Below are 19,479 nucleotides of genomic sequence, written 5' to 3'. Positions count from 1 at the left end.
CTTAAATTTTGTGAAAATGAAAAAACAGCTACTTTTATTTGCCTTTTCTGCCCTGGCACTTACTTCTTGTAAAGATGACAATCTTGACGCTTACGAAATGGATATCATGAAGGGAGATTGGAAGGAAGTTAAAAGGGAAGTAATTTCCGGAAAAGATAATAAAACAGTGCTTTATACTGAAACATTAACTGGATGTGCAACCAAAAATACTCTTTTCCTAAGAACAGATTATTATGTGAGCTATACAGCCTATACAGGAGTAGGTGCAGATTGCACTCCATCTCCAAAAACTGAAGGAAGATATACTTATGATGCAGATTCAAAAGTTATAGGGATTAAGTTTGGTGAAGAAGAAGCACCCATCACTTACAGAATTGATGTTTTGACAGGTAAAGATCTTAAACTTGCTCAGAAATCCGGAATTTTTGATATGGATGGAGATAAAATTCCTGATATCCCATATGTTACTTACAAAAGATAAATCATAAAACTCCCGATTAACGGGAGTTTTTTATTACTTTTATATCTAATTTAAAACTGAATATAATGAAGAAGATTCTATCAGCATTTCTATTGCTGTGCTTTACTATTGCCTTTTCTCAGGAAAAAAAACCAATGTTCTGGCAGGACATCCAGGAATTCAAAAAACAGGATCAACAAAACCCGCCGCCAAAGGATGCTATCTTATTTCTGGGAAGCTCATCATTCACAAAATGGACTGATATAGCAGATTATTTTCCTGATAAAAAAATTATCAACAGAGGATTCGGAGGTTCCAGGCTTACAGACCTTAATGATTTTTCAAATGATCTTTTAGCTCCCTATCAGCCTAAACAAATCATTATTTACTGTGGTGAAAATGATTTTGCAGACAACCATCAGCTAAAAGCAAAAGTAGTAGTGAACAGATATAAAGCTTTTTATAAAAAAATACGTGAAAGGTTCCCTAATATTGAAGTTGATTATATCTCCATTAAATACTCGCCAAGCAGAGAAGTGATCTGGCCGCAGATGAAAATTGCCAACAAAAAGATCGCTGCATTTATGAAAAAAGAACCCAATGCTGAATTCATAGATGTCACTAAAGCTATGGAAGATGCTGACGGAAATGTAAGAAAAGATATTTTTGTGGAAGATATGCTTCATTTTAAACCGGAAGGATATAAAATCTGGACCAAAGTGATCACTCCTTACCTGAAATAAACGACAACCCATGATAAAAAAACCAATAACCATTTTATTTTCCGTTTTACTGTATTCTCTTTCTTTTTCTCAGGAGAAACCGAATGAAAAAACAATTCTTCAGGAACTTTCAGAAAACGCATGTAAATGCGCTGATTCTATTGCTCTGTCTAACAGAAAGAAAGAAGATATCATTAAAGATGTGCATGGATGTATTGACAAATACACCGGAGCACTTCAGATATCTACCCTTTTGAAAGGAGCAGAAAAACAATCTGAAAACGCCCCCAGTGTCAACGGAAAAAAGCAGATTAACCTGAATTTTAATACTAATAAGAATTCACAGCAGTACAAGGACAGCTATAATGAGCTGGAACGCTATCTGATGCAAAACTGCGAGAGTGTGCAAAGAGCTACCGAAACTACTGAAACCAGTTATGACAAATTCTCAAAAAATGATACAGCAATTGACTTCTATGAAAAAGCCGCTGATGCGGGAAAAGCAGAAAACTGGAAAGAAGCTATTCAAAATTATGAACAGGCTGTAAAAGCTGATCCGAAATTCATTTATGCTTGGGATAATCTGGGAATCACCTATAGAAGAGTTGGAGAATATGATAAGGCTCTAAATGCTTATAAACAGTCATTGGCTGCTGATCCAAAAGGTAAAATGCCTTTGCAGAATATAGCAATCACGTATGTTTATAAAAAGGAATATCAGAAAGCTATTGATGCCTATAATGATTTTGACAAAGTATATCCCGGTGATCCGGAAGTTTACTATGGAATGGGGCAAGTTTACTTTACTCATCTGAAGAATAATGAGAAAGGTCTTGATAATATTTGTAAAGCTTACAAGATTTATTCTGAACAGAAATCACCATACCGATCTGATGCTGAAAAAATGATAGGATACATTTACAAGAGCATGAAAGACGAAGGCAAGACTGATAAGTTTAAAGAAATTTTAAAAAGCAACAACATTCAATTCGATTAAAAATAAAAAAACGATTCCTGATATTGGAATCGTTTTCTTTTTTATTTCTTTCTTTTCGATTTTGATATGGATTTCTGCTGGGCTCTGTTTGCACCGAATTTCTTAGGTGTTTTTCTTTTGGATGGGCCACCCCAGTTTTCCTTTGTATTCTTAGCTTTCTTCTCATGGAAAGCTCCTCCTCCATCATTCAGTTTTACCTGTGCAGGGTTTTTCATTACCACCTGATCTTCTTCAGCCGCGATCTTCTTAGGATTGATCTTAACGTCTTCCGGAAATTCATGAAATTTCAGATCTTTATCCATCAATAGCTCAATATCAAGAATCAAAGGTTCCTCTTTTTTGGTTACAAAAGTTATAGCCTTTCCTTCTTTGTCTGCTCTACCTGTTCTACCGATTCTGTGGATATACTGCTCAGGAATATCTGGAGTTTCAAAGTTGATCACATGGGTAATATTTGAAATATCAAGACCTCTTGCCATTACATCTGTTGTAATCAAACCTCTCACTTCTTCATTCTCAAAGCTCTTCATAGCCTTAAGTCTGTAGTTCTGAGACTTATTAGAGTGAATTACATCAAACTGCTCAGGGAAAAGTTCATCAATTTTAGTAAAGAGCAGGTCAGCATGTCTTTTATTATTGTTAAAAATCAATACCTTGGACATATCTGTATCATTCTTCAGCAAATGTTCAAGTAAGTTGATCTTGGTATTGAAGTTTTCTACTTTATAAGCAGTCTGCTCAATTTTTTCAAGCGGTGTTCCAGATTTTGCTAATGAAATTTCAATCGGGCTTGCAAAATATACATCCAGCATTTCATCTACAGCTTCCGTCATGGTTGCAGAGAAAAGAATATTCTGTCTCTTCTCTTTCATCATTTCAAAAATATGGGTAAGCTGCGGTCTGAAACCTAAATTAAGCATCTCATCAAATTCGTCAATGACAAGTTTCTGAACTTCTTTAAGAGAGATAGCATTGTCTATGGAAAGGTCCATCACTCTTCCCGGGGTTCCTACCAAAATATCGCAGCCATTGTTGAACAATAGTTTTTGAGTATTGATATTTTTCCCACCGTATATTCCGATTACTCTTGCAGTAATATTTTCTGTCAGTTTCTCAAGGATTTCAGTTACCTGTACTACCAATTCTCTTGTAGGAACAAGCACCAAAACAGTTGGATTTCCGGTTTTGCTGTATTTCCAGGTTTTAAGAACGGGTAAAAGGTAAGCTAATGTTTTCCCGGTTCCGGTTTGCGCAATTCCCATTACATCTCTTCCTGAAAGAATAGGTTTCAAGCTCTTCTCCTGAATGGGTGTAGGTTCAAATAATTCCAAATCCGCTAAAACATCAAGAATTTTAACCGGAAGGTCAAAATCTGCAAAAGTGAGTTTTTCCATTTTGCAAAGATAGGTATTTAATTACAAGTTAAAAATTAGAGGGAGCAGATATTAGGTTACAGATTGCAGGTACTAGCTGCCGGGGGAGAATATTCCCTGATTATATTAAGTAAAACAAAATATATTTATATTGATACAATACTTTCAACTGTTAATAAAAAAGACCAACAACAAAGTAACAATCTAATTCACTTTCACACTGTTGCTTTTTATTTTTATATCATCATCTTCCCATTTGCTGGAGGTGACAATAACATATCCTTTCTTTTTCGGATCTTTTTTGATGGGAAATTTGTCTTCTTCCCACTGATTACAATGCGTGGAAATAGAAGGAATTAAAAGTTTCCAGCCCGTTTTCCCGGATGTATAGACCAGAAACCCCCGCCAACAGCTTGTACACCACCCAGGATAAATACCAAGTTCATCCTTACCATCCTCATTAAGATCCCCAAGATTGTATAAAGTTCCGTCATAGGCCGGCGAAACAGTGAATGGTTTTATCTTTTTATCACTGAAATAAACAGTGGTTTCACATTTTCCGTAACATTCATCAGTACAGTCACTTACTTTTGTATAGGCATATTCTTGGGTTCCATTTCCATCAAAATCTCCCTGAATTTTTTCTCCATTGTTTTCTTGAGCCATACAATATGAGCTGAATAAAGTGATGACTGTTATAATAAGTGTTTTCATTGTTGATTTTGGTTGTTAGATGTGGGATTGGAGATTCGGATTTTAGAATTTATAATTTTTATGTTCCAGATTACTTTCGTGTCACTCTCAATAAAAGTATTAATACTAAAATGATTGAAAAAACAAAACCTAAAACGGCTACTAAAGACAGCTCTCCTATTCTCGGGCCGGATTCTGAACTAAAAACAATTGCTGTTGCAATGATATTCGCGCCTAAAATCATGGCCAGAATCAAATTGATTACACTGGATTTGATCAGCTGGTTGGTCTTATCTATATTTTTGATCTCACTGGAAACCGTAAATTTGTTTTCATCCAGTTTTTGAAGAACAGAACGGAGCTCTTTCGGGATTTCATCCACATTGTCTGTGAAATTCATCATTCTGTCCATTCCTGTTTTTAAAAGATTCTTAGGATTTATTTTCTTGGTAAAAATCTTTTTGGTGTAAGGATGAAGACTTTTAACAATATCCAGATCAGGGTTAATGCTTCTTCCTACTCCTTCTATCAGGCTGATTCCTTTGAATAAAAGATAGAAATAATCTGGCATATAAAGCCTGTTGTCCTTTAAAATATCTTTCATCTTGTTGATGATCACCTGTACATTAATATCCTGCAGTGATGAGCTGTGAACAAAATTCAGAATGTCATCTACATCGTTTTCAAATCTTCTCTCATCAGGAATTTCATAGCTTATGGCCATTTTCTTGAGCGAGCGGACTATTTTATGTGAATTTTTGGCCACAAAACTTACGATAAGATTTTCAAGAATTTCTTTATCATTAGGTTGAATTTTTCCTACCGCGCCAAAATCTATAAAGACAATTTTACCGTCTTTTTTCACTAAAATATTTCCGCCATGAGGATCTGCATGGAAGAATCCATAGTCTAGGATCTGCGATACAAACAGCCTTAATCCTGCTTCGGAAACTTTTACAGGATCAATGCCATTGGCTAAGAGAAGTGATTTATCAGTAACCTTTATCCCATCAATGAATTCCATACAAAGAATATTGTTGTTGGAAAATTCTTCGTAGACTTTTGGGACATAGGTTTCTTTGTTATTTTTAAAATTCAGACGGAACTGCTGGATATTATTTCTTTCATTAGTCAAAGAAACTTCTTCCAACAAAGACCTTTCAAAGGTAGAAATGGCTTGCTTAAGATTAAGTTTTTCTCCTATTTCGGAATACGCAGAGATCAGCTTTTCAATGTCTTTGATCAACAATAAATCATCCTCAATAACTGACTGTACATCAGGTTTTCTCAATTTTAAAATCACCGGACTGCCATCCAGTAAAACAGCTTTGTAAACCTGTGCAATGGAAGCTGTAGCCAATGGTTCTTTCTGAATTTCGCGGAAATAATCTTTAACGGAAATATTGAACTCACTTTCCAGCGCTTCTTCTACATCCATATCTACCGTTTCTACTTTATCCTGAAGTTTCTGCAGTTCCTGAATCAATTCCGGAGGTAATAGATCCTCTCTATTGCTGAATGTCTGGCCAAGCTTTACAAAAGTAGGTCCCAGTTCTTCAAGAGCCAGTCTTATTCTTTCATAAACGGTTCCTTTTGAAATGATTTCATCTGAACTGGAAGTTTCTTCCTGTTTATTTCCCCCATTCATTCTTGCCAGCATATCTTTGAATCCATATTTACTCAATACGGAAATCAGTCTTGCGGATCTTTTCAGTTTTCTTTGCTGCTTGTCAAACATAGTATATCAATAGTAGGTGCAATTTACTCCAAAAATTGTTCCTTTATTAAAAAGAATCATTACAATAACACCAACCTATAAAGTTAAAAATAACAACACGAAATCAATGTTTTAAAGAATTAAATACACCAATAATTACAAAAATCTCCATTTATCATAAAAATTAATATATTTACAACGTACAAATAAAACAAACCAAAAGTATTACAACATGAAAAATTTACGTAACAACAAACTTTCAAGAGAGCAATTAAAAGGGATTGCAGGAAGCGGAATCATTATCGGAAACTGCTCAAACCAATGCTGTCCTACAGACGGAAGACCAAGATGTCCAAAACTGATCTGCCCTGCCGTAGTATGTCCTCAGTATATGTAATTTACCCCGGTAAGCAACAATAAAAGTGATCAAAAGATCGGTTTTTATTGTATACCACTATACTTAATCAAAAAATATTCAAAATGAAAAATTTACGCAACAGCAAACTTTCAAGAAAGCAATTAAAAGGGGTTATAGGAAGTATGGGCATCAACTGTACCTATGAGTGCTGTCCTACTGACGGAAGACCAACATGCCCATGGCTAATGTGTCCCGACGTAGTATGTCCTGAGTACTCATAATGGCTCTCAAAATAAATTTTAGGTAAATAAAAACAGAATGCAAATGCATTCTGTTTTATTATTTAAGATAGGTTTCATAGAGATCTTTTCTACGGTCTTTCATCACCTGAACCGAACCATTATGATGAAGATCTTTCAATAAATTCAGGTCCACATCCACAATCAGGGTCATTTCTGTGTTGGGAGTAGCTTCACCTTTTACCGCATTGGACGGGAAGGCAAAATCTGAAGGAGTGAATACGGCAGCCTGTCCGAACTGGATATCCATATTATTTACTTTCGGAAGATTACCTACACAGCCGGCAATCGCTACATAACATTCATTTTCTATAGCTCTGGCCGCAGCACAGTGACGTACTCTCATATAGGCATTTTGGGTGTCTGTCAGGTAAGGAACAAACAGGATTTTCATACCTTGATCAGCTAAAATCCTTGGTAACTCCGGGAATTCTACGTCATAGCAGATGACAAGCCCTATCTTACCACAGTCGGTATCAAAAACTTTGATTTCATTACCCCCTTTCATTCCATAATATCTCTTTTCATTCGGAGTGATATGAATCTTTCTGTATTCATCCATACGGCCGTCGCGGTGAAGAAGGTAACTCACGTTGTACAAATCATTATTTTCATTATCAAAAACAGGCATACTTCCTGAAATAATATTTACGTTGTAACTGATTGCCAGTTCTGAAATTTTTTCTTTGATCTGCTCGGTAAGCTTAGCCAGTTCTATCATACTGTCTCTTTCCGAAAGGTTATTGAAAGGTGCCAGCAAAGGTGTATTAAAGAGTTCCGGGAAGAGAACAAAATCAGATTTGTAGTCTCCCATTACGTTTACAAAGAATTCTACCTGTTCATAAAAGGCTTCAATGTCTTTAAAAGTCCTCATCTGCCATTGTACCAATCCAAGACGGATAATGCTGTCTTGCATCGTATTCGGTTTTCTGCTGTAATAGATGTTATTCCATTGTAAAAGAACCGCATTTTCTCTGGAAGCTTCATCTTCGGGAAGATATTTTTTCAGGATTTTTATCGGAAGAAAATTATTGGAAAGCTGGAAAGACAATACCGGATCATAGATCTCCTTATCTCTTACTTTTCTGATATATTCTCTTGGAGAAAATTCGTGGCTGTATTTATGATAATTGGGAATTCTACCACCCAGAACAATTGATTTTAAATTTAATAATTCACAAAGTTCTTTCCGGGCATCATATAATCTTCTTCCCAAACGCAGCTCACGAAATTCAGGATCAACGAAAACTTCAATTCCATAGAGGACATTTCCCGTTGAAGTATGTGTATTGAAGGTGTAGTTTCCCGTAATATCGCTATAGGTATGATCGTCTCCAAACTCATCATAATTCACAATGATCGAAAGCGCTACAGCAGCCAGTTTACCGTCTACTGTAATACAAATCTGTCCATTAGGGAACATTTTTGTAAGCTTATCAATACTTTTTTTGGACCAAATGGATTCCGACATTTGCGGGTAGGCCCTTTTCATCGTTTCCGCCAGTTCATCATAATCCTGAAGAGTCAGGTTTCTTGTTTCTATTTGCATTTGATGTAATTTTACTTAAATTTAGTGAAAAATAATTAAGAAAATATAATAGAAGTGGGTACCTACATAAAATACACCGATGAAAATAATATCGAAATACCAAAAGAACAGGTGCATAAGCTTTCAGAATTTAATTGTTTAGTTTATGATTCTACTACTAATGAGCTTAAGAAAATAGAGCGGTTTTCAAAAAATTATAGAACACAGCAAATTGAACAATTAGGAGGTGAAATCTTTCTTTCTTCGGAAGACCAATTACCAGAAGTCATTACTAATCATATAGATATTGGATCATTTGGCAAGCCTTGGACATTTTATTATAATAAAGAAAAGAACAATAAAGGAGAGGCTCAATGGGAGTATGTATTTTATCGTAATGGCAGTCTGTTCGGCAAAGGTATTTTTGTATTTGACGATAAAAATAGAAAATTAGCCGGATGCGCAATAGATTTAATAACAGGATTCAAAACTGAAAAATTTAAAAATTTTTATGGTGATCCTTCTGTATTTGATGATGAATTCCAAAATGAAACCATTCCTAATATTCAATTTAAATATAAACAGGATGATTCTATCGAGGAAATTTATTTTCAAGATGATGATTATTCGTTGAGAGATTTTCTAAATAATGACGAAATAAGTATGAAATTCAATTGGAAAGAAAACACATATTATCATTCTTTTGAGCCCTTACTTTCCTCAAATTAAAAAACATCTTTTTAAACTTTTATTGATAAATGAAACCATATGCACTCACCTTAATTATAAGTGTCACCATTATTTTTATCTTAAGATTTTTTTATCCTGACTCAATAATAAATATTTCACATAATTTAAACTTGTTTTCAGTATCTCAATTAAATGTTCAGGAAGTTAAAACCCTTGTTTATTTATATTTAGCCGGATTAGTATTTTTAAACTATCTTATTTTCCATAAGCATATATTATTCAAGCTAACTTATTGTTTGTTAATTATAATAAATATCATACTTATCATTTCTTCATTGAAACAGTTCTAACAAAAAAATCCTACCCAAAATGGGTAGGATTTATATTTTAAATTCAAGTCAAAGATTATTCCCACTCAATGGTTGCAGGCGGTTTGCTTGAAATATCGTAAGCTACTCTATTGATTCCTCTTACTTCGTTGATAATTCTGCTGGAAACAGTATCAAGGAACTCATAAGGAAGTCTGCTCCACGTTGCCGTCATAAAGTCGATGGTGTTTGCAGAACGAACTACAGCGGTGTATTCGTAAGTTCTTTCGTCACCCATTACTCCTACAGATTTTACAGGAAGAAGAACTACGAATGCCTGAGATACTTTTTCGTAAAGGTCATTTTTGTATAATTCTTCGATGAAGATATCGTCAGCCTCCTGAAGGATTCTTACTTTCTCAGCATCTACAGCTCCCAATACTCTGATTCCTAATCCAGGTCCTGGGAAAGGGTGTCTGTATACCATGTGGTGAGGAATTCCTAATTCTTCTCCTACTCTTCTTACTTCGTCTTTGAAAAGCTCTCTTAGCGGCTCTAACAATTCGAATTCCATATCTTCAGGAAGTCCTCCTACGTTGTGGTGAGACTTGATCACTGCAGATGGTCCGTTGACAGACTGGCTCTCAATAACGTCAGGGTAAATGGTTCCCTGAGCTAAGAATTTAGCACCTTCAATTTTATGAGATTCTTCATCAAATACATGGATGAATTCGTTTCCGATAATCTTTCTCTTTGCTTCAGGATCGTCAACACCAGCTAATTTTGTAAGGAATCTGTCCTGAGCTTCTACCATTTTAATGTTCATATGGAAATGCTCGCCATACTGATCCATTACTTTCTTACCCTCATCCTTTCTCAATAATCCCGTATCTACGAAGATACAAGTCAACTGATCACCGATTGCTTTGTGGATCAAAACAGCCGCTACAGAAGAGTCTACTCCTCCTGAAAGTCCAAGGATCACTTTGTTGTCTCCTACTTTCTCACGGATTTCCTCAACTGTTTTTTCAATATAGTTAGTCAGTTTCCAGTTTTTCTCTGAGTTACAGATTCCGAAAACAAAATTTTCAAGCATTTTCCCTCCTTCTTCTGTATGAGAAACTTCCGGGTGGAACTGAACACAATAGATTTTGCTTTCTTCATTTGAGATAGAAGCAATAACACCTGATTTTGCATTCAATTCAAAACCTGCAGGCAATTCTCCTACTTCGTCAAAGTGGCTCATCCAAACTACAGAGTTCTGAGTAACTCCTTTTAGTAAAGAACTTTCTTTAACGATCTCAAGGTTTGCTTTACCGTATTCTCCTTTTTCTCCTTTGTTTACTTTTCCTCCTAAAAGGTGAGCAGTCATCTGCATTCCGTAGCAGATTCCCAAGACAGGAATTCCTTGTTCGTACAGTTCTTTTTCAACCAGGTGAGCATTCTCTGCGTTTACAGAGCTTGGTCCACCGGAAAGGATGATTCCTTTTGGCTGTTTTGCTAAAATATCTTGTAAAGGTGTATTGTAAGGTAAGATTTCAGAGTACACTCCCATCTCCCGGATTCTTCTTCCGATAAGCTGGTTGTACTGGGATCCGAAATCTAAAATAATAATACCGTTGTTCATTTTGATAATTGATTTGTTTGAAAGATATCAGACATCAGATTTCAGGTTTTTGTTCTGAAGTCTGGAATCTAGTATCTGACTCTTATTTTTAATATTAACTGTTTTACAAAAAAAGACTTGGAATAGCTCCAAATCTTTTTTCGTGATTTTTATTAAAACTTTCCGATGTCTTCTCTGTAGAAGCCGTAATCGAAATGTACGTGACTTGCATCTTCGTAAACTTTCTTGCGGGCATCATCGTAGGTAGCTCCTGTAGCCACAATGTTCAGTACTCTACCACCATTGGAAACCACTTTGTCTCCTTTGCTGATTGCTCCTGCATATAATAGTTTACTATGTTTCAGTTTATCTTCTCCTGTAATTTCGAAACCTATTTCGATGTTTCTTGGATATCCTCCTGAACACATTACAAGGCAAACTGCTTTTTCGTCTTTAAATTTAAGTTCAATGTCTTTTCCTTCCATACAGTCCTGGATCACATCTAAAAGATTGTTTTCCATAAGTGCCATCAATACCTGAGTTTCAGGATCTCCGAATCTCATGTTGTATTCAAGAAGGTAAGCTCCGTTTTTCGTAACCATCAATCCGAAGAAGATGATTCCTTTAAATCCAAAACCTTCGGCTTTAAGCCCCTTAACAGTAGGCTCTAAGATATTTTTCTCGAAGTCTGCATAGTGCTCCTGAGTAAATTCCGGACTTGGTGCTACTGATCCCATACCTCCTGTATTAGGTCCTGTATCACCGTTTCCAGCTTTCTTATAGTCTTTTGCTGCTACACATGGGAATAGTTTTTCACCATTAGAGAAAGCAATAATAGATGCTTCAAAACCTTGTAAAAATTCTTCAATAACTAAACGGATACCAGCATCTCCATAGATTCTTCTGATCATAAAGTCATGAATGGTAGCTTCAGCTTCTTCAAGGTTGTCACAAATAACAACACCTTTTCCACCTGCCAAACCACTGGCTTTAATTACCAAAGGATACTGCTGGGTCTGCACATATTCTTTAGCATCATTGTATGAATCAAATACTACCGCCTTAGCTGTTTTGATATCATAGGTCTGCATAAATTTCTTAGAGAAAGCTTTACTTCCTTCAAGGCTTGCTACTTTCTGAGTAGGACCGAAAACTTTAAGATCGTGTTTTTTAAATTCGTCCTTGATACCCGCTACAAGAGGAGCTTCCGGACCTACGATCGTAAGATCAATCTTTTCTTTAATAGCGAAATCTCTAAGTTCTTTGATTTCCGATAAATGAACATTTTTCCCTATTACATCGGTAGTAGCATTCCCGTTAGCAAAAAACATTTTAGAAATTCTTGAGTCATTCTGAAGCTTTGCCGCTAAAGCAGATTCTCTACCGCCTTCACCTATGATTAATATTCTCATACTTTTTTATTATCTAGTCTTATTTTACAAATATATAATTTTGAATGCTAAAAATACAATCCCTAATTATTTTTTAATTCTATTTTAATTAGTGGAAAAAGTGTCTAACACCTGTAAACATCATTGGGATACCGTGTTCATTTGCAGCCTCTACACTATCCTGATCTTTTACACTTCCACCTGGCTGAATAATCGCCTTGATACCTTCCTGAGCGCAGAAATCTACTACATCACGGAAAGGGAAAAATGCATCTGAAGCCAATACCAAATCTCCGGAGAATTTTTCTTTTGCTCTTTCGATAGCCTGCTGTGTTGCCCAGATTCTGTTGACCTGTCCGCCACCGATACCGAATGCCTGAATTCCGTTGGAAACTACAATAGCATTTGATTTCACATATTTTACCACTCTTTGAGAGAAAAGTAATGCTTTTTTCTGCTCTTCTGTAGGCTGTATTTCAGTAACTACTTTGATATCGTCAGAGAAATGAGTATCGTTATCCTGAACCAGGATACCTCCATCTACTTTCACCCAAGTCTGTTTGTCTGAAACAGGGTTTACGATTTTGATGATTCTCAGGTTTTTCTTCTTTCTTAAAACTTCAAGAGCTTCTTCGTCAAATTCAGGAGCCATTACAATTTCAAGGAATGTCTTGTTCAATTCTTCTGCTGTTGCTGCATCAATTTTATAGTTCATTGCAACAATTCCGCCAAAGATAGAAACCGGATCACATTCAAATGTTTTTTGATATGTTTCCAACGCTGAAGTTCCGATGGCAACTCCACAAGGGGTAGAGTGTTTTACGGCGCAACAAGCCATTTCTTCTTTGAACTCCGTAACTACTTTCCAGCAAAGGTCCATATCACGAAGATTGTTGAAAGAAAGCTCTTTACCACCAAGTTGTTCAAAGTCTTTCATTGCTCCATTCTCGAAAGTAGAAACATAGTAAGCAGCTGTCTGGTGAGGGTTTTCTCCATATCTTAAATCAGCAACTTTTTTATAAGAAGCATTCAGATACGTAGGATATTCTTCGTCTAAAAGCATTCTTGAAATAGCGGCATCATACGCAGAGGTAAGGTTGAATACTTTTCCTGCAAGCTTTTTACGGGTCTCGATGTATGTATCACCGTTTTGTTCCATTTCCAGTTTTACAGTCGTGTAATCTTCCACATCTGTAATTACGGTAACAGAATCAAAGTTTTTCGCTGCAGAACGAAGCATTGAAGGACCTCCGATATCGATAAATTCTACCTTTTCATGTAAAGAAATGTTTTTGTTCACATTTTCAAAGAAAGGGTAAAGGTTTACGATCACCATGTCAATCAGACCAATTCCGTGTTCCTGAACGGTTTTCATGTGCTCTTCGTTGTTACGAACAGCCAATAATCCTCCGTGAACTTTCGGGTGCAGAGTTTTCACTCTACCATCCAACATTTCAGGGAAATTGGTTACCTCATCGATCTGAATAGGATTTAAACCAGCGTCTTTCAAATGTTTGAACGTTCCTCCTGTTGAGATCAACTCATAATTCTGAGCCTCCAAAAACTGCGCGAATTCTATTAATCCACTTTTGTCAGAAACACTGATTAAAACTCTCTTTTTACTCATTTTACTTTCAATTTTTTACTTTTTACAGCTATTTCAAACTGTGTCCGGGTCTTTCACCTCCGAACTTACTTTTATTTACTTAGATTTCTTTAATCATCTCGTCAAAAATTTTTAATTTTTGACACCCTTCCAAAGAAAGGGAATTAGTTTCCCAGGACCTTATTGATCGCTATTGGAAATATCTCATATTCAATCTGATGAACTTTCTGAGCCAATGTTTCGGGAGTATCGTCAGCGGTTACTTCAAAAGATTTCTGAAGTATAGCTTCTCCTTCATCAATGCCAGTCGTTACAAAATGTACAGTAGCCCCACTCTCTACTTCTTTAGCTTCTATTACTGCATTATGAACGTTCATTCCCCACATTCCTTTTCCTCCGAATTTCGGAAGCAAAGCTGGATGAATATTGATTATTTTACCATTCCAGTTTTCACAGAATTCAGATTTTAAAATGGATAAAAATCCTGCCAATACGATAAGATCTGTATTTTCCGGGATTACTTTGGCCAATTCACTGCTGAAATTCTTTCCTCTTGGAATGAGTATGTTTTCTATATTGTGATTCTTTGCTCTTTCCAACCCGAAACATTCTCTGTCAGCCACTACCAAAGATACTTTTGCATTCTGGATTTCTCCAGCGTCAATGGTATCAATGATTCTCTGCAGATTGGTTCCTGAACCGGATACGAGTACAACGATGTTCTTCATTATTCAGATGTTAGATGTCAGATTTAAGATTACAGACTTACAGTCTGATGTCTAGGGTCTGAAATCTGATGTCATTTAAAATTTTAAATTGATTTTCTCTGCTCCTTCAGTGATTTCTCCGATTTCGTAAGCATCATCTAAAAGGTGTAATACTTTTTCAGCATGTTCAGCATCTACAACGATAACCATCCCAACACCCATATTGAATGTTCCGTACATTTCCTCACGGGCTACCTCACCTCTCTTTTCAAGTTCAAGCATCACGCTAGGAATTCTGATTTTTGATTCGTCAATAGAAGCACAAAGTCCTTCAGGAATAATTCTTGGAACGTTTTCGTAAAGACCACCTCCTGTAATGTGAGCAATTCCGCTTACTTTTACTTCTTCTAATACTTTATGGATATCTTTATAGTATAGTCTTGTAGGAACTAAAAGTGTTTCATATAAAGGTTTTCCTTCAAATTCTTCTTCAAAGTTCGGGAATACTTTTCTTACTAAAGAGAACCCGTTTGAGTGGAATCCTGAGCTTGGTAATGCAATAATTTTGTTACCTGGTTTGATGGTAGATCCGTCAATGATCTGATCTTTTTCTACAATTCCTACACAGAATCCGGCAACATCATAATCTCCAGGCTGGTACATTCCCGGCATTTCAGCAGTTTCTCCACCAATCAATGCACAGTTGTTATCTTTACAAGCTGCCACCATTCCCAGAACAATTTCTGCTGCGATTTCTGAATCAAGCTTTCCACAAGCCAGATAATCCAGGAAGAATAAAGGTTTTGCTCCGTGACAAAGAATATCATTGGCACACATTGCGAAACAATCTACACCAATAGAGTCATATTTTTTAGTATCTAAAGCTACTTTCAGCTTTGTTCCTACTCCATCTGTTCCTGATACAAGAACAGGATTTTTGTATCCACCGATTTCATAGAAAGCACCAAAACTTCCCAAATGGTTCAGTACATTAGAATTGTGGGTTTCACCGACCGCTTTTTTGATCTTGTCAACCGTTTTGTATCCTTCTTCTTTGTCTACTCCTGCTGATTTGTAAGTGTTGCTCATGTCTGCTTAGATTTTTAGATATCAGATTTCAGATTTCAGATGATTAATTGTCTTGCATCTGGTATCTTGTGTCTTCTTATCTTTTAATATTTCAATTACTTTTATACTCGATTTTAGAAAACAAAAAAGCCGACAATCTTTTCAGATTATCGGCCGTTATTTTATCTCAGAATTTCAGAGCCCACAACTTTCCCTTTATGAGAAAAACATTGTTTATAGGAGGTCTGAATTTTCATCTCTTTTCTTTTTGCAAAAATAGTAATTTTAAATGAATATTCAAATTCTATTTTTCAAGGATGGTTTCAATAGCCGCAATCTTCTTTATTTTTTCTTTTAACTCATTGATTTTATCTTCATTAGAAATCTTCTGAGTTGCTTTATCAAAGTTATCATTAAAGAAAGGTAATGAAAAAGTTTCCACCACATTTCCTCCATGGAAAGGGAAACGCTTCGATGCAGCTTCCAAAACTCCTGCTCCACCTCTACCTCCGGGAGATGTAGACATCAATAGCATGGGTACTTCATTCCAAACCGTTCTGTCTTTAATTCTTGATACCCAGTCGAACACATTTTTGAATGCTGTAGAATACGTTCCATTATGCTCTCCCAAAGAAACCAATAATACATTAGCACCATCAATTTTTGCTGCAAAATCATGAGCTTCCTGAGGAACACCACCAGCTAATTCTCTTTCGTGTTTATAGATTGGCATTTCGAAAGGATTTAAATCGATCACTTCTACTTCTGCATTTTCAAATAATGTTGATGCGTATGCTACCAACTGTTTGTTCATTGAAGCTTCTGAGTTACTTCCTGCTATTGCTAAAATTTTCATAGGTGAGGTTTATTTTTTAAGATTACAAATTTAGTTTTTTATTTAAGATAAGAAGGCAGTTCCATTGGGACTTCCATTAATAATATTTCAGTGTCTTCTTCGGCTTCAATATTAAAGCTCTGGGTATCCCAGATTCCCAATCCATCTCTTTCATTGAGAACACGGTCTCCAATTTTTGCACTGCCTTTTAAAACAAATGCATAGACTCCATTTCCTTTTTTGTTGAGCATATAATTTTTGCCGTTTCCTTTTTTAAAGTTAGCAAGATTGAACCATGCATCCTGATGAATCCAAACTCCGTCATCATTTTTATTGGGAGATAAAATCTGTTGGAATCCATTGATCTTTTCACCTTCTTTAATGCTTTTCTGATCATATCTTGGTTCCACATCCAGCTCTCTTGGGAAAACCCAGATTTGAAGGAATTTTACCTCTTCATCTTTATTTTTGTTATACTCACTGTGCTTCACACCCGTTCCGGCACTCATCACCTGGATTTCGCCTTTTCTGATTACGGCTGTAGTTCCTATTGAATCTTTGTGTTCCAAATCTCCTTCCAGAGGAATAGAGATAATTTCCATATCCTTGTGTGGATGTGTTCCGAAGCCCATTCCCTGAGAAACGGTATCATCGTTCAATACTCTCAAAACACCAAAGTTTGTTCTGTCTCTGTTTTGATAGTTGGCAAAACTGAATGTATGGTAAGAGTTTAACCATCCGTGGTTGGCATGGCCTCTTGAATCTGCTTTATGATATACTGTTTTCATTTCTGTGATTATTTATGGTACAAATGTACAGCATGGGTTGTCTAAAAAAGTTGATGTAAGGTAAGAAAGGAAATTTATGGGTCAAAAGAGTTTAGGAAGTATATGACGGGTAGGTTGGAAAACGCTAAGACGCAAAGGTTTTTATATTCTTTATATTTTTAAGACGCAAGGATTTTATCTGTGATAAAATTTTAAGCTGTATAGTATTTACTTCAAACATCTGTGCCATTTGTGAAATCTGTGGGAGAGTAATTCTGCTCTTTGTTATAAATATATGTTTTGGCTAAAGCCAATTGATAAACGTATAAAAAAAGCGGGCTAAAGCCCGCTCCTATTGAATTGTATACTATTTCAGATTTTAGTTAAGATATTTTCAGCACAACTTCTTACTAGAAATGTACCTGCTTGATTTCTTCTTCAATTTCCTTAGGGGTTTCATCTTCAGATTTAACAAAAATCATGGTTACGATAGCTCCTATCAACATACAAATACCTCCTACCACAACATAATCCATCGCTTGTTTTCCGAAAACACCACTTACAACAGGACCACCAAATACTCCATTGATGATCTGTGGAATGACAATAAAGAAATTGAATATCCCCATATAGACTCCCATTTTTCTTTGTGGAATCACTTCAATAAGCATCGCATAAGGCATTGCCAGAATACTTGCCCAGGCGAAACCTAATCCAATCATTGAGATCCATAGATTGTTGACATCTTTAATGAAATACATTGAAACGAGTCCCAATCCTCCGCACAGTAAAGCTAAAGCATGGGTCTGTTTTTTACCAATCAGTTTCGCTATAGGCGTTAATAAAAAGGCAAACGGAATGGCCCATAGATTATACATTCCAAAAAGCTTCCCTGTTAAGTCCCCTGCATCATTAAATGCCTTAGAATGGGTATCTTCCGGAGAAAGCCCAAAATGATGGGTGGCCAGCGCACTGGTAGTAAATACCCACATGGTAAATAGTGCAAACCATGAAAAGAACTGAACAATTCCCAGTTTTTTCATCTGTACAGGGATCGCCGCAAAGTCTTTAAAAATATCTGAAAATTTAGATTCCTGTTTTTCTACTTCTTTTCCCTCTTCAAAATCGGCAAATTCCTGTGGAGAGTATTCTCTGGTTGTCATTATGGTGTACAGAATTGAGATGATAAGCAATCCTGCGCCTATATAAAAAGAGTAAATCACATTATCAGCTACAAATCCTGCTGGGGCTTCGTTGGAAATTCCCATTTTTGTTAACCAATCCGGCAGATAAGAGCCCAATACAGCTCCGATTCCGATCAGAATTGTCTGTACTGAAAATCCTATTGTTCCCTGATGTTTCGGGAGCATATCTCCTACCAAAGCCCGGAAAGGCTCCATTGCGATATTCACTGAAGCATCCATCATGGCAAGGAATATTACGGCCAATAAAAGAGCATTGGCAGCAAACATCTGAGTCACAGAAGCTGCATTCGGAAGAAGTACCAGCCCTATGGCACACAAAACAGCTCCAATTAGAAAGTAAGGTTTTCGTCTTCCCAACGGACTCCAGGTATTGTCTCCCATATGCCCGATGATAGGCTGCACAATAAGTCCTGTAACGGGAGCAACGAGCCAGAACCAGGATAATTCATGAACATCAGCTCCTAAATTCCCCAGAATACGGCTTGCATTTCCATTTTGTAACCCGAACGCCATTTGAATTCCAAGGAATCCCATACTCATGTTAATAATCTGAAGCATGGATAAGTTTGGCTTTTTTCTTCGTCCAAATGGTCCCGAATTATATCTCCCCGCCATTTCTGCCATTATGACTTCAGTTTTTGGATTAATGCATCTTCGATAGGGGTTTTCTCCACTACCACTTTATCTACCACCTCATTAGGAACCGTCACAGAGAGAACATATTGTTTGACCTTCCAGCTTCCGTTGATTTTCTCTACCACTCCGGAACCTCTGCATATTTTCATCTGAGTATCCAATAGTTCATCGAACCACGCCAGTTTTCCATCTTTACTGAAGTAGATATTTCTTTTAAGAGCTTTAAAATCCCAAGTTTTCTTTTTGTCGAAATGAGGTTTTGCCCACACCATGAATTCTTTTTTATTCCATATTTCGGTAGCATCTGTTCCGATGAAGGTAGATTCATCTGCAAAGAAGTTAAAATACCCTGTGTAATCCGCCTTTGCAGCAGCTACATTGAATGCATCTAGCATCGTACTGATTTCTGATTTTTCTTTCTCAAATGGAGTTTTTGACTGAGCACTGAATAAAGAAAATCCCAGTACAAAAAGTATTAATGTATAAGCAGTCGTTAGTTTTTTCATATGTATT

Annotated in this window: 19 protein-coding genes; 6 read left to right on the top strand and 13 right to left on the bottom strand. The window is 36.3% G+C overall.

Annotated elements, in window-relative coordinates; genetic code table 11:
• The first annotated feature begins 16 nt into the window (after nt 1-16).
• From AC57AW_RS10605 to AC57AW_RS10595, 3 genes are all read left to right on the top strand, one after another.
• On the top strand, nt 17-481 hold the full coding sequence (locus AC57AW_RS10605) for a lipocalin-like domain-containing protein (RefSeq protein ID WP_496351836.1): 465 nt from the start codon (nt 17-19) through the stop codon (nt 479-481).
• A gap of 65 nt (nt 482-546) precedes the next feature.
• Complete coding sequence (locus AC57AW_RS10600) at nt 547-1,203, top strand: GDSL-type esterase/lipase family protein (protein WP_496351835.1); 657 nt, start codon at nt 547-549, stop codon at nt 1,201-1,203.
• Nucleotides 1,204-1,213: 10 nt separating this feature from the next.
• Entirely contained in the window at nt 1,214-2,179 is a 966-nt protein-coding gene (locus AC57AW_RS10595) for a tetratricopeptide repeat protein (protein ID WP_496351834.1), read from the top strand.
• Between the two features lie 41 nt (nt 2,180-2,220).
• On the opposite strand, the gene AC57AW_RS10590 is transcribed toward AC57AW_RS10595, so the two are convergent.
• The 3 genes from AC57AW_RS10590 to AC57AW_RS10580 all read right to left on the bottom strand — a co-directional run bounded on the left by AC57AW_RS10590 (nt 2,221) and on the right by AC57AW_RS10580 (nt 5,983).
• Nucleotides 2,221-3,573 (bottom strand): DEAD/DEAH box helicase, encoded by a 1,353-nt coding sequence (locus AC57AW_RS10590; RefSeq protein WP_318848006.1) that lies wholly within the window; start codon nt 3,571-3,573, stop codon nt 2,221-2,223.
• A gap of 183 nt (nt 3,574-3,756) precedes the next feature.
• Complete coding sequence (locus tag AC57AW_RS10585) at nt 3,757-4,266, bottom strand: hypothetical protein (protein WP_496351833.1); 510 nt, start codon at nt 4,264-4,266, stop codon at nt 3,757-3,759.
• A 70-nt stretch (nt 4,267-4,336) separates the two neighbouring features.
• Nucleotides 4,337-5,983 carry an ABC1 kinase family protein gene (locus AC57AW_RS10580; protein ID WP_496351832.1) on the bottom strand — a complete coding sequence of 549 codons (1,647 nt, stop codon included), beginning with the start codon at nt 5,981-5,983 and terminating at the stop codon, nt 4,337-4,339.
• A gap of 211 nt (nt 5,984-6,194) precedes the next feature.
• Between AC57AW_RS10580 and AC57AW_RS10575 the strand changes: the two genes are divergently transcribed.
• Both AC57AW_RS10575 and AC57AW_RS10570 read left to right on the top strand, forming a co-directional pair.
• The gene (locus AC57AW_RS10575) at nt 6,195-6,359 is read left to right on the top strand and encodes a hypothetical protein (RefSeq protein ID WP_167510741.1); all 165 of its coding nucleotides are present in this window, start codon (nt 6,195-6,197) and stop codon (nt 6,357-6,359) included.
• Between the two features lie 83 nt (nt 6,360-6,442).
• On the top strand, nt 6,443-6,601 hold the full coding sequence (locus tag AC57AW_RS10570; RefSeq protein ID WP_496351831.1) for a hypothetical protein: 159 nt from the start codon (nt 6,443-6,445) through the stop codon (nt 6,599-6,601).
• A 58-nt stretch (nt 6,602-6,659) separates the two neighbouring features.
• Here AC57AW_RS10570 and AC57AW_RS10565 read toward each other — a convergent pair whose 3' ends face one another.
• Entirely contained in the window at nt 6,660-8,168 is a 1,509-nt protein-coding gene (locus AC57AW_RS10565) for a nitrilase-related carbon-nitrogen hydrolase (protein WP_496351830.1), read from the bottom strand.
• Between the two features lie 54 nt (nt 8,169-8,222).
• Here AC57AW_RS10565 and AC57AW_RS10560 point away from each other — a divergent pair, with 54 nt between their 5' ends.
• Entirely contained in the window at nt 8,223-8,876 is a 654-nt protein-coding gene (locus tag AC57AW_RS10560; RefSeq protein ID WP_496351829.1) for a hypothetical protein, read from the top strand.
• A 366-nt stretch (nt 8,877-9,242) separates the two neighbouring features.
• Here AC57AW_RS10560 and guaA read toward each other — a convergent pair whose 3' ends face one another.
• The 9 genes from guaA to AC57AW_RS10515 all read right to left on the bottom strand — a co-directional run bounded on the left by guaA (nt 9,243) and on the right by AC57AW_RS10515 (nt 19,472).
• Nucleotides 9,243-10,772, bottom strand: coding sequence for a glutamine-hydrolyzing GMP synthase (guaA, locus tag AC57AW_RS10555; RefSeq protein WP_496351828.1), 1,530 nt, complete (start codon nt 10,770-10,772; stop codon nt 9,243-9,245).
• A 152-nt stretch (nt 10,773-10,924) separates the two neighbouring features.
• The gene (purD, locus tag AC57AW_RS10550) at nt 10,925-12,163 is read right to left on the bottom strand and encodes a phosphoribosylamine--glycine ligase (RefSeq protein WP_496351827.1); all 1,239 of its coding nucleotides are present in this window, start codon (nt 12,161-12,163) and stop codon (nt 10,925-10,927) included.
• 88 nt (nt 12,164-12,251) lie between these two features.
• Nucleotides 12,252-13,769: a bifunctional phosphoribosylaminoimidazolecarboxamide formyltransferase/IMP cyclohydrolase gene (purH, locus tag AC57AW_RS10545; RefSeq protein WP_318848014.1), complete on the bottom strand. Its 1,518-nt coding sequence runs from the start codon at nt 13,767-13,769 to the stop codon at nt 12,252-12,254.
• Between the two features lie 143 nt (nt 13,770-13,912).
• On the bottom strand, nt 13,913-14,476 hold the full coding sequence (purN, locus tag AC57AW_RS10540; protein WP_496351826.1) for a phosphoribosylglycinamide formyltransferase: 564 nt from the start codon (nt 14,474-14,476) through the stop codon (nt 13,913-13,915).
• A gap of 75 nt (nt 14,477-14,551) precedes the next feature.
• Nucleotides 14,552-15,544: a phosphoribosylformylglycinamidine cyclo-ligase gene (gene purM / locus AC57AW_RS10535; RefSeq protein WP_318848016.1), complete on the bottom strand. Its 993-nt coding sequence runs from the start codon at nt 15,542-15,544 to the stop codon at nt 14,552-14,554.
• Nucleotides 15,545-15,827: 283 nt separating this feature from the next.
• Nucleotides 15,828-16,379: an NADPH-dependent FMN reductase gene (locus tag AC57AW_RS10530; RefSeq protein ID WP_496351825.1), complete on the bottom strand. Its 552-nt coding sequence runs from the start codon at nt 16,377-16,379 to the stop codon at nt 15,828-15,830.
• A gap of 38 nt (nt 16,380-16,417) precedes the next feature.
• Nucleotides 16,418-17,146: a pirin family protein gene (locus AC57AW_RS10525; RefSeq protein ID WP_496351824.1), complete on the bottom strand. Its 729-nt coding sequence runs from the start codon at nt 17,144-17,146 to the stop codon at nt 16,418-16,420.
• A 389-nt stretch (nt 17,147-17,535) separates the two neighbouring features.
• The gene (locus AC57AW_RS10520) at nt 17,536-18,954 is read right to left on the bottom strand and encodes an MFS transporter (protein WP_496351823.1); all 1,419 of its coding nucleotides are present in this window, start codon (nt 18,952-18,954) and stop codon (nt 17,536-17,538) included.
• Complete coding sequence (locus AC57AW_RS10515; RefSeq protein WP_496351822.1) at nt 18,954-19,472, bottom strand: nuclear transport factor 2 family protein; 519 nt, start codon at nt 19,470-19,472, stop codon at nt 18,954-18,956. The genes AC57AW_RS10520 and AC57AW_RS10515 overlap by 1 nt, the downstream gene beginning before the upstream one ends.
• Nucleotides 19,473-19,479 lie beyond the last annotated feature (7 nt).

It is taken from the genome of Chryseobacterium sp. BGA-UO-ETr-SB22, assembly GCF_059567885.1.
This window is presented reverse-complemented; position numbering and strand designations above follow the sequence as displayed.

What these genes read in the sequence shown, in the direction of transcription:
- AC57AW_RS10600 (WP_496351835.1), top strand. Translation starts at nt 547, where the DNA reads ATGAAGAAGATTCTATCAGCATTTCTATTGCTGTGCTTTACTATTGCC.
- AC57AW_RS10525 (WP_496351824.1), bottom strand. Translation starts at nt 17,146, where the DNA reads ATGAAAACAGTATATCATAAAGCAGATTCAAGAGGCCATGCCAACCAC.
- guaA (WP_496351828.1), bottom strand. Translation starts at nt 10,772, where the DNA reads ATGAACAACGGTATTATTATTTTAGATTTCGGATCCCAGTACAACCAG.
- AC57AW_RS10605 (WP_496351836.1), top strand. Translation starts at nt 17, where the DNA reads ATGAAAAAACAGCTACTTTTATTTGCCTTTTCTGCCCTGGCACTTACT.
- AC57AW_RS10590 (WP_318848006.1), bottom strand. Translation starts at nt 3,573, where the DNA reads ATGGAAAAACTCACTTTTGCAGATTTTGACCTTCCGGTTAAAATTCTT.
- purN (WP_496351826.1), bottom strand. Translation starts at nt 14,476, where the DNA reads ATGAAGAACATCGTTGTACTCGTATCCGGTTCAGGAACCAATCTGCAG.
- AC57AW_RS10515 (WP_496351822.1), bottom strand. Translation starts at nt 19,472, where the DNA reads ATGAAAAAACTAACGACTGCTTATACATTAATACTTTTTGTACTGGGA.
- AC57AW_RS10570 (WP_496351831.1), top strand. Translation starts at nt 6,443, where the DNA reads ATGAAAAATTTACGCAACAGCAAACTTTCAAGAAAGCAATTAAAAGGG.
- AC57AW_RS10585 (WP_496351833.1), bottom strand. Translation starts at nt 4,266, where the DNA reads ATGAAAACACTTATTATAACAGTCATCACTTTATTCAGCTCATATTGT.
- AC57AW_RS10595 (WP_496351834.1), top strand. Translation starts at nt 1,214, where the DNA reads ATGATAAAAAAACCAATAACCATTTTATTTTCCGTTTTACTGTATTCT.
- AC57AW_RS10565 (WP_496351830.1), bottom strand. Translation starts at nt 8,168, where the DNA reads ATGCAAATAGAAACAAGAAACCTGACTCTTCAGGATTATGATGAACTG.
- AC57AW_RS10580 (WP_496351832.1), bottom strand. Translation starts at nt 5,983, where the DNA reads ATGTTTGACAAGCAGCAAAGAAAACTGAAAAGATCCGCAAGACTGATT.
- AC57AW_RS10575 (WP_167510741.1), top strand. Translation starts at nt 6,195, where the DNA reads ATGAAAAATTTACGTAACAACAAACTTTCAAGAGAGCAATTAAAAGGG.
- AC57AW_RS10520 (WP_496351823.1), bottom strand. Translation starts at nt 18,954, where the DNA reads ATGGCAGAAATGGCGGGGAGATATAATTCGGGACCATTTGGACGAAGA.
- purD (WP_496351827.1), bottom strand. Translation starts at nt 12,163, where the DNA reads ATGAGAATATTAATCATAGGTGAAGGCGGTAGAGAATCTGCTTTAGCG.
- purM (WP_318848016.1), bottom strand. Translation starts at nt 15,544, where the DNA reads ATGAGCAACACTTACAAATCAGCAGGAGTAGACAAAGAAGAAGGATAC.
- AC57AW_RS10530 (WP_496351825.1), bottom strand. Translation starts at nt 16,379, where the DNA reads ATGAAAATTTTAGCAATAGCAGGAAGTAACTCAGAAGCTTCAATGAAC.
- purH (WP_318848014.1), bottom strand. Translation starts at nt 13,769, where the DNA reads ATGAGTAAAAAGAGAGTTTTAATCAGTGTTTCTGACAAAAGTGGATTA.